This is a genomic window from Aeromonas sp. R7-5 (genome assembly GCF_040908015.1).
Lineage (GTDB): Bacteria > Pseudomonadota > Gammaproteobacteria > Enterobacterales > Aeromonadaceae > Aeromonas > Aeromonas caviae.
Genome location: NZ_JBFOCZ010000008.1, coordinates 113,182 through 123,566 on the forward strand (window position 1 = coordinate 113,182; position 10,385 = coordinate 123,566).

The 10,385-nt window shown below is 53.6% G+C and carries 21 protein-coding genes; all 21 read left to right on the top strand.

The annotated features are described in order from the left end of the window. The first annotated feature begins 3 nt into the window (after positions 1-3). The 21 genes from rpsC (at position 4) to rplQ (ending at position 10,241) form a co-directional block, all read left to right on the top strand. Positions 4-717 (top strand): 30S ribosomal protein S3, encoded by a 714-nt coding sequence (gene rpsC / locus AB5Y53_RS03325; RefSeq protein WP_005331168.1) that lies wholly within the window; start codon positions 4-6, stop codon positions 715-717. A gap of 13 nt (positions 718-730) precedes the next feature. Continuing rightward, positions 731-1,144 carry a 50S ribosomal protein L16 gene (gene rplP, locus AB5Y53_RS03330; RefSeq protein WP_010672562.1) on the top strand — a complete coding sequence of 138 codons (414 nt, stop codon included), beginning with the start codon at positions 731-733 and terminating at the stop codon, positions 1,142-1,144. Then, positions 1,144-1,335: a 50S ribosomal protein L29 gene (gene rpmC, locus AB5Y53_RS03335; RefSeq protein ID WP_005307965.1), complete on the top strand. Its 192-nt coding sequence runs from the start codon at positions 1,144-1,146 to the stop codon at positions 1,333-1,335. Before rplP ends, rpmC begins: the two co-directional genes overlap by 1 nt. Continuing rightward, the gene (gene rpsQ / locus AB5Y53_RS03340) at positions 1,335-1,583 is read left to right on the top strand and encodes a 30S ribosomal protein S17 (protein WP_005307966.1); all 249 of its coding nucleotides are present in this window, start codon (positions 1,335-1,337) and stop codon (positions 1,581-1,583) included. The genes rpmC and rpsQ overlap by 1 nt, the downstream gene beginning before the upstream one ends. 148 nt (positions 1,584-1,731) lie before the next feature. Next, entirely contained in the window at positions 1,732-2,100 is a 369-nt protein-coding gene (rplN, locus tag AB5Y53_RS03345; RefSeq protein ID WP_005307975.1) for a 50S ribosomal protein L14, read from the top strand. 11 nt (positions 2,101-2,111) lie between these two features. Beyond that, positions 2,112-2,429: a 50S ribosomal protein L24 gene (rplX, locus tag AB5Y53_RS03350; protein WP_005307977.1), complete on the top strand. Its 318-nt coding sequence runs from the start codon at positions 2,112-2,114 to the stop codon at positions 2,427-2,429. 13 nt (positions 2,430-2,442) lie between these two features. Next, positions 2,443-2,982 (top strand): 50S ribosomal protein L5, encoded by a 540-nt coding sequence (gene rplE / locus AB5Y53_RS03355; protein WP_005331162.1) that lies wholly within the window; start codon positions 2,443-2,445, stop codon positions 2,980-2,982. 10 nt (positions 2,983-2,992) lie between these two features. After that, on the top strand, positions 2,993-3,298 hold the full coding sequence (gene rpsN, locus AB5Y53_RS03360) for a 30S ribosomal protein S14 (RefSeq protein ID WP_005331161.1): 306 nt from the start codon (positions 2,993-2,995) through the stop codon (positions 3,296-3,298). Positions 3,299-3,317: 19 nt separating this feature from the next. Further along, positions 3,318-3,710 carry a 30S ribosomal protein S8 gene (gene rpsH, locus AB5Y53_RS03365; protein ID WP_010672564.1) on the top strand — a complete coding sequence of 131 codons (393 nt, stop codon included), beginning with the start codon at positions 3,318-3,320 and terminating at the stop codon, positions 3,708-3,710. 13 nt (positions 3,711-3,723) lie between these two features. Further along, positions 3,724-4,257, top strand: a complete 534-nt coding sequence (gene rplF / locus AB5Y53_RS03370; RefSeq protein WP_010672565.1) for a 50S ribosomal protein L6 — start codon at positions 3,724-3,726, stop codon at positions 4,255-4,257. 9 nt (positions 4,258-4,266) lie between these two features. Then, positions 4,267-4,620 carry a 50S ribosomal protein L18 gene (rplR, locus tag AB5Y53_RS03375; RefSeq protein WP_010672566.1) on the top strand — a complete coding sequence of 118 codons (354 nt, stop codon included), beginning with the start codon at positions 4,267-4,269 and terminating at the stop codon, positions 4,618-4,620. A 14-nt stretch (positions 4,621-4,634) separates the two neighbouring features. Beyond that, on the top strand, positions 4,635-5,135 hold the full coding sequence (rpsE, locus tag AB5Y53_RS03380; protein ID WP_005340605.1) for a 30S ribosomal protein S5: 501 nt from the start codon (positions 4,635-4,637) through the stop codon (positions 5,133-5,135). Positions 5,136-5,141: 6 nt separating this feature from the next. Further along, complete coding sequence (rpmD, locus tag AB5Y53_RS03385; RefSeq protein ID WP_005307985.1) at positions 5,142-5,321, top strand: 50S ribosomal protein L30; 180 nt, start codon at positions 5,142-5,144, stop codon at positions 5,319-5,321. Positions 5,322-5,323: 2 nt separating this feature from the next. After that, positions 5,324-5,761, top strand: coding sequence for a 50S ribosomal protein L15 (gene rplO / locus AB5Y53_RS03390; RefSeq protein WP_005307987.1), 438 nt, complete (start codon positions 5,324-5,326; stop codon positions 5,759-5,761). 8 nt (positions 5,762-5,769) lie between these two features. Then, a complete protein-coding gene (secY, locus tag AB5Y53_RS03395) occupies positions 5,770-7,098 on the top strand; it encodes a preprotein translocase subunit SecY (protein ID WP_010672567.1) in 1,329 nt (442 codons plus the stop codon). 27 nt (positions 7,099-7,125) lie between these two features. Further along, a complete protein-coding gene (gene rpmJ / locus AB5Y53_RS03400) occupies positions 7,126-7,239 on the top strand; it encodes a 50S ribosomal protein L36 (protein ID WP_005319705.1) in 114 nt (37 codons plus the stop codon). Between the two features lie 139 nt (positions 7,240-7,378). After that, positions 7,379-7,735: a 30S ribosomal protein S13 gene (rpsM, locus tag AB5Y53_RS03405; protein WP_005307991.1), complete on the top strand. Its 357-nt coding sequence runs from the start codon at positions 7,379-7,381 to the stop codon at positions 7,733-7,735. A gap of 14 nt (positions 7,736-7,749) precedes the next feature. Beyond that, a complete protein-coding gene (rpsK, locus tag AB5Y53_RS03410) occupies positions 7,750-8,139 on the top strand; it encodes a 30S ribosomal protein S11 (RefSeq protein WP_005319702.1) in 390 nt (129 codons plus the stop codon). 39 nt (positions 8,140-8,178) lie between these two features. Next, positions 8,179-8,799: a 30S ribosomal protein S4 gene (rpsD, locus tag AB5Y53_RS03415; protein ID WP_010672568.1), complete on the top strand. Its 621-nt coding sequence runs from the start codon at positions 8,179-8,181 to the stop codon at positions 8,797-8,799. A 25-nt stretch (positions 8,800-8,824) separates the two neighbouring features. Further along, positions 8,825-9,814, top strand: a complete 990-nt coding sequence (rpoA, locus tag AB5Y53_RS03420) for a DNA-directed RNA polymerase subunit alpha (RefSeq protein WP_005307997.1) — start codon at positions 8,825-8,827, stop codon at positions 9,812-9,814. 43 nt (positions 9,815-9,857) lie between these two features. Then, positions 9,858-10,241, top strand: coding sequence for a 50S ribosomal protein L17 (gene rplQ, locus AB5Y53_RS03425; protein WP_005307999.1), 384 nt, complete (start codon positions 9,858-9,860; stop codon positions 10,239-10,241). Positions 10,242-10,385: the final 144 nt, after the last annotated feature.

The following is a 10,385-nucleotide window of genomic DNA, read 5'->3' on the forward strand; positions in this document are numbered from 1 at the left end:
GCAATGGGTCAGAAAGTACATCCTAATGGCATTCGCCTGGGTATTACCAAGCCTTGGAATTCTACCTGGTTCGCGAACACCAAAGACTTCGCTGACAACCTGTACAGCGATTTCCAAGTACGCCAGTTCCTGACCAAGGAGCTGAAAAACGCTTCCTTGTCCAAGATCACTATCGAGCGTCCGGCCAAGAGCATCCGTGTGACCATTCACACCGCTCGTCCGGGCGTCGTGATCGGCAAGAAAGGCGAAGACGTTGAAAAACTGCGCAAAGCTGTAGCCGCAATCGCTGGCGTGCCTGCTCAGATCAACATTTCCGAAGTCCGCAAGCCGGAGCTGGATGGCAAACTGGTTGCCGACAGCATCACTTCCCAGCTGGAGCGTCGCGTAATGTTCCGTCGTGCTATGAAGCGCGCCGTACAGAACGCCATGCGCCTGGGTGCCAAGGGCATCAAAGTGGAAGTTTCCGGTCGTCTGGGCGGTGCTGAAATCGCGCGTACCGAATGGTACCGTGAAGGTCGTGTGCCCCTGCACACCCTGCGCGCCGACATCGACTACGCAACTTCTGAAGCCCACACCACTTACGGTGTGATCGGCGTTAAAGTTTGGATCTTCAAGGGCGAAGTTCTGGGCGGTTTGGCTGCAGTCAATGCTGCCGCTGCTCAAGAGCAAGCTCCTGCGAAGCCCAAGCGTGACAACAAGCGCCGCGCTGCCAAGTAAGGAGATTCGGTAAATGTTGCAACCTAAGCGTACTAAATTCCGCAAGACCCACAAGGGTCGTAACCGCGGTCTGGCCAATGCCGGTAACGAAGTATCCTTCGGTACCTTTGGCCTGAAGGCGACATCTCGTGGTCAACTGACTGCTCGTCAAATCGAAGCAGCCCGTCGTGCCATGACCCGTCACGTTAAGCGTCAAGGCAAGATCTGGATCCGTGTGTTCCCGGACAAGCCCATCACCGAAAAGCCCCTCGAAGTTCGTATGGGTAAAGGTAAGGGTAACGTGGAATACTGGGTTTGCCCGATCCAGCCTGGCAAGGTTCTGTACGAGATGGATGGTGTACCTGAGGCTCTGGCGCGTGAAGCGTTTGCCCTGGCCGCAGCTAAGCTGTCTGTTCAGACCACTTTCGTAATTAAGACGGTGATGTGATGAAAGCCCAAGATCTGCGTCAAAAGAGCGTCGAAGAACTGAACCAGGAGCTGCTGGGTCTGCTGCGTGAGCAATTCAACATGCGCATGCAAGCTTCCACCGGCCAGCTGGCTCAGACTCACACTCTGAAACAAGTGCGTCGTGACGTCGCACGTATCAAGACTGTACTGACTGAGAAGGCAGGTGCGTAATGACTGACAAGATCCGTACTCTGCAAGGTCGTGTAATTAGCGACAAGATGGACAAGTCCATCACCGTCGCTATCGAGCGCAAGGTAAAGCACCCGATCTACGGTAAGATCATCAAGCGCACTACCAAGCTGCACGTGCATGACGAGAACAACGAGTGCAAGGCTGGCGATCTCGTGGAAATCCGCGAGTGCCGCCCGCTGTCCAAGACCAAGTCCTGGACCCTGGTTGCTGTCGTAGAAAAGGCCTAATTCGGTACTTTTTAGCCCAAACGGCCCCCCATCGGGGCCGTTTGTTTTTTAGGCTACCTTTTCAAAAATAGCTGTGTTATAGTTTCGCGCCTTTTGAAGGCAGCCAGATCCCATCAGGGATAAGAAGTAAACAAAGCGGAGCACTAAGATGATCCAGATGCAAAGTATGCTGGGTGTTGCCGACAACTCCGGCGCTCGCAGTGTAATGTGTATTAAGGTTCTGGGTGGTTCGCACCGCCGTTATGCCGGCATCGGCGACATCATCAAGGTTTCCATCAAGGAAGCCATTCCTCGCGGTAAAGTGAAGAAAGGTGATGTGTATAACGCGGTGGTCGTACGCACCCGTAAAGGCGTTCGTCGTCCGGACGGCTCTGTCATCCGTTTCGACAACAATGCGGCTGTGTTGCTTAACAACAACCAACAGCCAATCGGTACTCGTATTTTTGGCCCGGTGACCCGTGAACTCCGTAACGAGAAGTTCATGAAGATTGTGTCCCTGGCACCCGAAGTACTGTAAGGAGTCGAACGATGGCAGCTAAAATCCGTCGCGAAGACGAAGTAATTGTTCTTACCGGCAAAGACAAGGGCAAGCGTGGCAAAGTCACTCAAGTCCTGATTGCAAAAGGTAAGGTAATCGTGGAAGGCATCAACCAGGTGAAGAAACACCAAAAGCCGGTACCCGCACTGGGTCAGGCTGGCGGCATCGTCACCAAAGAAGCCCCCATCGATGTATCTAACGTCGCGCTGTTCAACTCTGCCACTGGCAAGGCTGACCGCGTTGGTTTCCGGATTGAAGACGGCAAGAAAGTCCGTTTCTTCAAATCCACCGGCGAACTTGTGAAGTAATTGGAGTTTAACGATGGCGAAACTGCATGATTACTACAAATCCGATGTAGTAAATGAACTGTCCAAGCAGTTCGGTTACAAGACTATCATGCAAGTCCCTCGGATCGAGAAAATCACCCTGAACATGGGTGTTGGTGAAGCGATCTCTGACAAGAAATTGCTGGAAAATGCTGCTGCCGATATGGCTGCCATTTCCGGTCAGAAGCCGCTGATCACCAAAGCACGCAAATCTGTTGCGGGCTTCAAGATTCGTGAAGGCTACCCGATAGGTTGTAAAGTAACCCTGCGTGGCGAGCGTATGTGGGAGTTCCTGGAACGGCTGATTTGCATCTCCGTACCGCGTATCCGTGATTTCCGTGGTCTGAACGCCAAGGCGTTCGATGGCCGTGGTAACTACTCCATGGGCGTGCGTGAGCAAATCATCTTCCCGGAAATCGACTATGACAAGGTCGATCGCGTCCGTGGTCTGGATATCACCATCACCACTTCCGCGAATACCGACGAAGAAGGCCGTGCTCTGCTGGCTGCCTTTAACTTCCCATTCCGCAAGTAAGGTTAGGGTTATGGCTAAAACATCCATGAAAGCACGTGAAGCAAAGCGTGCGAAGCTGGCAGCCAAGTTCGCGACCAAGCGTACCGAGCTGAAAGCTATCATCGTTGATATGAACGCTTCTGAAGAAGCGCGTTGGGATGCTGTCTTGCAACTGCAACAGCTGCCCCGTGATTCCAGTCCGTCCCGCCAGCGTAACCGTTGCAACATCACTGGTCGTCCGCACGGTTTCCTGCGGAAGTTTGGCCTCTCTCGCATCAAGGTGCGTGAGCATGCCATGAAGGGCGAAATTCCGGGCCTCAAAAAGGCCTCTTGGTAAGAATCTCGGGAGTTAGACTATGAGCATGCAAGATCCGATCGCGGATATGCTGACCCGCATCCGTAACGGTCAGGCGGCGAGCAAAGTTGCGGTTTCCATGCCTTCTTCCAAGCTGAAAGTGGCTATCGCCAAAGTGCTGAAAGAAGAAGGTTACATCGCTGGCTACAACGTAGCTGGTGACGTGAAACCGGAACTGGAAATCGAACTGAAGTATTTCCAGGGCAAGCCGGTTGTAGAACTGATCCAACGCGTGAGCCGTCCCGGCCTGCGTATTTACAAGCGCACTACTGATCTGCCGAAAGTCATGGGCGGTCTCGGTGTTGCTATCGTGTCCACGTCTAAAGGTGTGATGACCGACCGTGCTGCCCGCAAGGCAAGCATGGGTGGTGAGATCATCTGCTACGTCGCTTAATAGGAGGTCGGAAATGTCTCGCGTTGCTAAGGCACCCGTCACTATTCCTGCTGGCGTAGAGGTGACTCTGAACGGCCAAGAACTGTCCATCAAAGGTGGCAAGGGTTCCCTGGTTCGTTCCATCCACGCCGGTGTAGAAGTGACCAAAGAAGACAATGTACTGAAGTTCGCCCCGCGCGACGGCATCGCTGGTGCTGACGCTCAGGCCGGTACTGCCCGTGCATTGGTCAACAACATGGTAGTCGGTGTTACCCAAGGCTTCGAGCGCAAGCTGCAGCTGGTTGGTGTAGGTTACAAAGCCTCCATCAAGGGCAATGCTGTTGCGCTGGCACTGGGCTTCTCTCACCCGGTAGAGCATGCGCTGCCGGCTGGTGTCACCGCTGAATGTCCGTCCGCCACCGAGATCGTTCTGCGTGGTGTGGACAAGCAGCTGGTTGGCCAAGTCGCCGCCGATATCCGTGCTTACCGCGCTCCGGAGCCCTACAAGGGCAAGGGTGTACGCTATGCCAACGAGCAAGTGCGTACTAAAGAAGCTAAGAAGAAGTAAGGTAACACTATGGACAAGAAAGCAGCTCGTCTCCGTCGTGCTACTCGTGCTCGGAAAAAGATGCAGGAACTGGGAGCTACCCGTCTGGTTGTTCACCGTACCCCGCGTCATATCTATGCGCAGGTTATTGCAGCCAACGGTTCCGAAGTTCTGGCCTCTGCTTCCACAGTAGAGAAAGCCATCAGTGAAGCTCTGAAATACACCGGTAACGCAGATGCTGCTACCGCTGTAGGTAAGGCTATCGCTGAGCGTGCTATTGCCAAAGGCGTTCAGAACGTATCTTTCGATCGTTCCGGTTTCAAGTATCACGGTCGTGTAGCCGCTCTGGCTGCCGCTGCTCGTGACGCTGGTCTTCAGTTCTAAGCTAGGAGTCGAAGATGGCTAAAGTCGAATCTCAAGCCGGCGAACTGCAAGAAAAGCTCATTGCAGTAAACCGTGTTTCGAAAACTGTTAAAGGTGGTCGTATCATGTCCTTCACCGCGTTGACCGTGGTGGGTGATGGTAACGGCCGTGTAGGTTACGGTTACGGTAAGGCCCGTGAAGTTCCGGCCGCCATTCAAAAGGCGATGGAACAGGCTAAACGTAACCTGAACAAGGTTGAGCTGAACAACGGCACCCTGCACCACCCGGTGCGTGGCGTTCACTCTGGTTCCACCGTGTTCATGAAGCCGGCCTCCCAAGGTACTGGTATCATTGCAGGCGGCGCCATGCGTGCCGTACTGGAAGTTGCTGGTATCCACAACGTGCTGGCCAAGACCTACGGTTCCACCAACCCAATCAACGTTGTTCGCGCAACTGTCGACGCTCTGGTTCACGGTCAATCACCGGAACAGATCGCGGCCAAGCGTGGTCTGCGCGTTGAAGAAATTCTGGGGTAATGCGACATGGCTAACACTGTAAAAGTAACTCAAACTCGCAGCTCTATCGGCCGTCTGCCAAAGCACAAGGCGACTCTGCGTGGTCTGGGTCTGCGTCGCATTGGTCACACCGTTGAGCTGGAAGATACTCCCTGCGTACGCGGCATGATCAACCAGGTTTATTACATGGTTAAGGTGGAGGGCTAAGCATGCGTCTGAATACTCTGTCTCCGGCCGCTGGCTCCAAGCGCGTCAAGCACCGTCCGGGCCGTGGTATCGGTTCTGGTCTGGGCAAGACCGGTGGTCGTGGTGTTAAAGGTCAAACCTCTCGTTCCGGTGGCGGCAAGGTCCGCAACGGTTTCGAAGGCGGCCAGATGCCTTTGAAAATCCGTCTGCCGAAGTTCGGTTTCTTCTCTCGCAAATCTTTGGTTTCTGCCGAAGTGCGCCTGAACGAGATCGCCCTGGTAGAAGGTGATGTGGTCGACGTGAGCACTCTGAAGCAAGCCGGTGTTATTACCAAAAACATCGTGTTCGCTAAAGTTGTTCTGTCTGGCAACATTGACCGTGCTGTGACCGTTCGTGGTCTGTCCGTCACCAAGGGTGCACGTGCAGCCATCGAGGCCGCTGGCGGTAAAATCGAGGAATAATCAGTACAATGGCTAAGAAACCAGGATTGGATGTTAAAGCACAAGGTGGTCTGAGCGAACTGAAGAGCCGTCTGCTCTTCGTTCTCGGGGCAATTATCGTGTTCCGTGCAGGCTCTTATGTGCCGATCCCTGGTATTGACGCCGCCGTACTGGCCGAGTTGTTCCAACAACAGAAGGGCACCATCATTGAGATGTTCAACATGTTCAGTGGTGGTGCACTCTCGCGTGCTTCTATTCTTGCACTGGGGATCATGCCGTACATTTCGGCGTCGATCATTATCCAGCTGCTGACTGTGGTTCACCCCGCTCTTGCTGAACTCAAGAAAGAAGGTGAATCCGGCCGTCGCAAGATTAGCCAATATACCCGTTGGGGCACGCTGGTTTTGGGAACGTTCCAGGCCATTGGTATTGCAACCGGTCTGCCGAATATGATGCAAGGACTCGTGACTCATCCGGGTTTGGGCTTCTATTTCACAGCCGTTGTGAGTCTGGTCACCGGTACCATGTTCTTGATGTGGTTGGGTGAACAGATTACCGAGCGTGGGATTGGTAATGGTATCTCGTTGATTATCTTCACAGGTATCGTTGCCGGTCTGCCTCATGCCATTGGCGCTACGGCCGAACAGGCACGTCAAGGGGAATTGCACATCCTGCTGTTGTTGTTGCTGGGCTTGATTGTTTTCGCTGTGACTTACTTTGTGGTGTTCGTGGAGCGTGGTCAGCGTCGTATCGTCGTTAACTATGCCAAGCGTCAACAAGGCCGCCAGGTATTCGCTGCGCAAAGCACACACCTGCCGTTGAAAGTGAATATGGCCGGTGTGATTCCTGCGATTTTCGCATCCAGCATCATCCTCTTCCCGGGTACCATTACCTCCTGGTTTGGTCAGGGCGAGGGCAAGATCGCTGACATCCTGCAACAGGTCTCTATGGTCCTGCAGCCGGGTCAGCCCTTGTACGAGATGCTCTATGCAGCAGCCATTATCTTCTTCTGCTTCTTCTATACCGCGTTGGTGTTCAACCCCCGCGAGACAGCAGATAACCTGAAGAAGAGTGGAGCCTTTATCCCGGGGATCCGCCCGGGCGAGCAGACAGCACGTTACATCGATAAGGTTATGACTCGCCTGACATTGGCAGGTGCGCTCTATATTACCTTTATCTGTCTGGTACCCCAGTTCCTGATGACTGCCTGGAACGTACAGTTCTACTTCGGTGGCACCTCGCTGCTGATTATCGTGGTAGTTATCATGGACTTCATGGCTCAGGTTCAGACCCATATGATGTCTCATCAATATGGCGACGTCCTGAGGAAGGCCAACCTGAAGGGCTACGGCCGCTAAAGGTCGGCGTAGTTACGGAGTTAAGCAATGAAAGTTCGTGCTTCCGTTAAGGCAATCTGCCGTAACTGCAAAATCATCAAGCGTCACGGTGTGGTGCGTGTGATTTGCAGCGAGCCAAAGCATAAACAGCGCCAAGGCTAATTTTTTACGGTTAGTACTTGCAACAAATAGTTGTGCTGGCTAATATAGCCAGCCAACTTTTGTTGTGTATTGGTTGACCGCCACGTATCCGCTCACGGGCTTTGTGGTGGTCGTTATCTACTATATGTAGGAGTGAATAGTGGCCCGTATCGCTGGCATTAACATTCCTGACCATAAACATGCAGTCATTGCGTTGACTGCTATTTATGGCGTCGGTCGTACCCGCTCCAAGGCCATCTGTGCCGCAGCCGGTATCGCTGAGAATGTGAAAATTAAAGACCTGGACGAAGCTCAGATCGAGAGTCTGCGTGAACAAGTAGGTAAATTCACCGTCGAAGGTGACCTGCGTCGTCAGATTTCCATGAACATCAAGCGATTGATGGATCTGGGTTGCTACCGTGGTTTGCGTCACCGTCGTAGCCTGCCTGTTCGTGGTCAACGTACCAAGACCAACGCTCGTACCCGTAAGGGTCCGCGCAAGGCTATCAAGAAGTAACGGGAAGGTAGAAAATGGCTAAAACTCCGACTCGTGCTCGCAAGCGCGTTAAAAAGCAAGTGAGCGACGGTATTGCGCACGTTCATGCATCTTTCAACAACACAATCGTGACCATTACTGACCGTCAGGGCAATGCTCTGTCTTGGGCTACCTCTGGTGGTTCCGGTTTCCGTGGTTCCCGTAAGTCCACTCCGTTTGCTGCCCAGGTAGCTGCTGAGCGTGCCGGTGAGATCGCCAAAGAATACGGCGTGAAGAACCTGGAAGTCATGGTCAAAGGTCCGGGTCCCGGTCGTGAGTCTTCCATCCGCGCTCTGAACGCGGCTGGTTTCCGCATCACTAACATTACTGATGTGACTCCGATCCCGCACAACGGTTGTCGTCCTCCCAAGAAGCGCCGCGTGTAACGCTGTAGCTACTTGGTCTAGGATTGTTGGAGAAAGAAGATGGCAAGATATATCGGTCCTAAGCTTAAGCTTAGCCGTCGTGAGGGCACCGACCTCTTCCTGAAGTCTGGTGTTCGTGCGATTGATTCTAAGTGCAAGATTGACACCGTTCCTGGTCAACACGGTGCGCGTAAAGCGCGTCTGTCCGACTACGGTGTGCAACTGCGCGAGAAACAAAAAGTACGTCGTATCTACGGCGTATTGGAAAAACAGTTCCGCAACTACTACCGCGACGCTGCCCGTCAAAAGGGTAACACCGGTGAAAACCTGTTGCAGCTGCTGGAAGGTCGTCTGGACAACGTCGTCTACCGCATGGGCTTCGGCGCCACTCGTGCTGAATCTCGTCAGCTGGTGAGCCACAAAGCCATCATGGTAAACGGCCGCGTTGTGAATGTTCCTTCTTTCCAGGTATCCCCTGAGGACGTGATCTGCGTTCGCGAGAAGGCTAAGAAGCAAGCGCGTATCAAAGCTTCCCTGGAAGTTGCTGGTCAGCGCGAGAAGCCGACTTGGGTAGAGGTTGACGCTGCTAAGATGGAAGGTGCCTTCAAGCGCCTGCCGGAGCGTTCCGACCTGTCTGCCGACATTAACGAACAGCTGATCGTCGAGCTTTACTCCAAGTAAAGCTAGCTTCTAAAGAGAGGACACAATGCTGGGTTCTGTAACAGATTTTCTTAAACCGCGGCTAGTTGACATCGAGCAAGTTAGCCCGACTCACGCGAAAGTGACTCTCGAGCCGCTTGAGCGTGGCTTTGGCCACACGCTGGGCAATGCCCTGCGTCGTATTTTGCTGTCATCTATGCCCGGTTGTGCGGTTACTGAAGTCGAGATCGACGGAGTACTGCACGAGTACAGCAGCAAAGAAGGTGTACAGGAAGACATTCTTGAAATCCTGCTCAACCTGAAAGGTATCGCTGTGAAGCTGGAAGGCAAGGACGAGGTAACTCTGTCCCTGACCAAGTCTGGAACAGGCCCCGTTACCGCTGGTGATATCACTCACGGTGATGAAGTCGAGATCGTAAACCCGGAGCACGTAATCTGCCACCTGACTGGTGCAAACGCTGAGATCAGCATGCGCCTGAAAGTTCAGCGCGGTCGTGGTTATGTGCCTGCTTCTGCTCGTGTTCACAACGATGATGAAGAGCGTCCTATCGGTCGCCTGCTGCTGGACTCCGCGTTCAGCCCCATCGTTCGCATCGCCTACAATGTCGAGGCGGCACGTGTGGAACAGCGCACCGACTTGGACAAGCTGGTTATCGACATGGAGACCAATGGTACTCTGGATCCGGAAGAGGCCATCCGTCGTTCAGCCACTATTCTGGCAGAGCAACTGGAAGCCTTCGTGGATCTGCGCGATGTCAGCGTGCCCGAGAAGAAAGAAGAGAAACCCGAGTTTGATCCGATTCTGCTGCGTCCTGTCGATGATTTGGAGCTGACAGTTCGTTCAGCGAACTGTCTGAAGGCAGAAGCTATCCACTATATTGGTGATCTGGTACAGCGTACCGAAGTTGAGTTGCTTAAGACTCCTAACCTCGGTAAGAAGTCCCTGACTGAGATCAAGGACGTGTTGGCCTCCCGTGGTCTGTCTCTTGGCATGCGCCTTGAGAACTGGCCGCCCGCCAGCATCGCTGACGAGTAATCCAGATTACGGGTTTCACAGATTTAGTTAGAAGGATAAGGTCATGCGCCATCGTTTGAGTGGTCGTCAACTGAACCGGAACAGCAGCCATCGTCAGGCTATGTTCCGCAACATGGCCAGCTCCCTGGTTCGTCATGAGATCATCAAGACGACTCTGCCTAAGGCAAAAGAGCTGCGTCGTGTAGTTGAACCGCTGATCACCCTTGCCAAGACTGATAGCGTTGCTAATCGTCGCCTGGCATTTGCCCGTACTCGCGATAATGCGATCGTGGCTAAGCTGTTCAATGAACTGGGCCCGCGCTACCTGGAGCGCGCCGGCGGTTATACTCGCATTCTGAAATGCGGTTTCCGTGCTGGCGACAACGCTCCTATGGCTTACATTGAGCTGGTAGACCGCCCGGCCGCTGCTGAAGCAGCTGCTGAGTGATAAAAGAAAAAGCCGGGCTTGTCCCGGCTTTTCTTTTGGTGGATTCTGATACTGCCTCTACTGCCTCTACTGCCTCTACTGCCTCTACTGCCTCTACTGCCTCTACTGCCTCTACTGCCTCTACTGCCTCTACTGCCTCTACTG

Bases quoted from the DNA above. Each gene is read 5' to 3' on its own strand.
- rpsC (WP_005331168.1), top strand. From the start codon at position 4: ATGGGTCAGAAAGTACATCCTAATGGCATTCGCCTGGGTATTACCAAG.
- rplP (WP_010672562.1), top strand. From the start codon at position 731: ATGTTGCAACCTAAGCGTACTAAATTCCGCAAGACCCACAAGGGTCGT.
- rpmC (WP_005307965.1), top strand. From the start codon at position 1,144: ATGAAAGCCCAAGATCTGCGTCAAAAGAGCGTCGAAGAACTGAACCAG.
- rpsQ (WP_005307966.1), top strand. From the start codon at position 1,335: ATGACTGACAAGATCCGTACTCTGCAAGGTCGTGTAATTAGCGACAAG.
- rplN (WP_005307975.1), top strand. From the start codon at position 1,732: ATGATCCAGATGCAAAGTATGCTGGGTGTTGCCGACAACTCCGGCGCT.
- rplX (WP_005307977.1), top strand. From the start codon at position 2,112: ATGGCAGCTAAAATCCGTCGCGAAGACGAAGTAATTGTTCTTACCGGC.
- rplE (WP_005331162.1), top strand. From the start codon at position 2,443: ATGGCGAAACTGCATGATTACTACAAATCCGATGTAGTAAATGAACTG.
- rpsN (WP_005331161.1), top strand. From the start codon at position 2,993: ATGGCTAAAACATCCATGAAAGCACGTGAAGCAAAGCGTGCGAAGCTG.
- rpsH (WP_010672564.1), top strand. From the start codon at position 3,318: ATGAGCATGCAAGATCCGATCGCGGATATGCTGACCCGCATCCGTAAC.
- rplF (WP_010672565.1), top strand. From the start codon at position 3,724: ATGTCTCGCGTTGCTAAGGCACCCGTCACTATTCCTGCTGGCGTAGAG.
- rplR (WP_010672566.1), top strand. From the start codon at position 4,267: ATGGACAAGAAAGCAGCTCGTCTCCGTCGTGCTACTCGTGCTCGGAAA.
- rpsE (WP_005340605.1), top strand. From the start codon at position 4,635: ATGGCTAAAGTCGAATCTCAAGCCGGCGAACTGCAAGAAAAGCTCATT.
- rpmD (WP_005307985.1), top strand. From the start codon at position 5,142: ATGGCTAACACTGTAAAAGTAACTCAAACTCGCAGCTCTATCGGCCGT.
- rplO (WP_005307987.1), top strand. From the start codon at position 5,324: ATGCGTCTGAATACTCTGTCTCCGGCCGCTGGCTCCAAGCGCGTCAAG.
- secY (WP_010672567.1), top strand. From the start codon at position 5,770: ATGGCTAAGAAACCAGGATTGGATGTTAAAGCACAAGGTGGTCTGAGC.
- rpmJ (WP_005319705.1), top strand. From the start codon at position 7,126: ATGAAAGTTCGTGCTTCCGTTAAGGCAATCTGCCGTAACTGCAAAATC.
- rpsK (WP_005319702.1), top strand. From the start codon at position 7,750: ATGGCTAAAACTCCGACTCGTGCTCGCAAGCGCGTTAAAAAGCAAGTG.
- rpsD (WP_010672568.1), top strand. From the start codon at position 8,179: ATGGCAAGATATATCGGTCCTAAGCTTAAGCTTAGCCGTCGTGAGGGC.
- rpoA (WP_005307997.1), top strand. From the start codon at position 8,825: ATGCTGGGTTCTGTAACAGATTTTCTTAAACCGCGGCTAGTTGACATC.
- rplQ (WP_005307999.1), top strand. From the start codon at position 9,858: ATGCGCCATCGTTTGAGTGGTCGTCAACTGAACCGGAACAGCAGCCAT.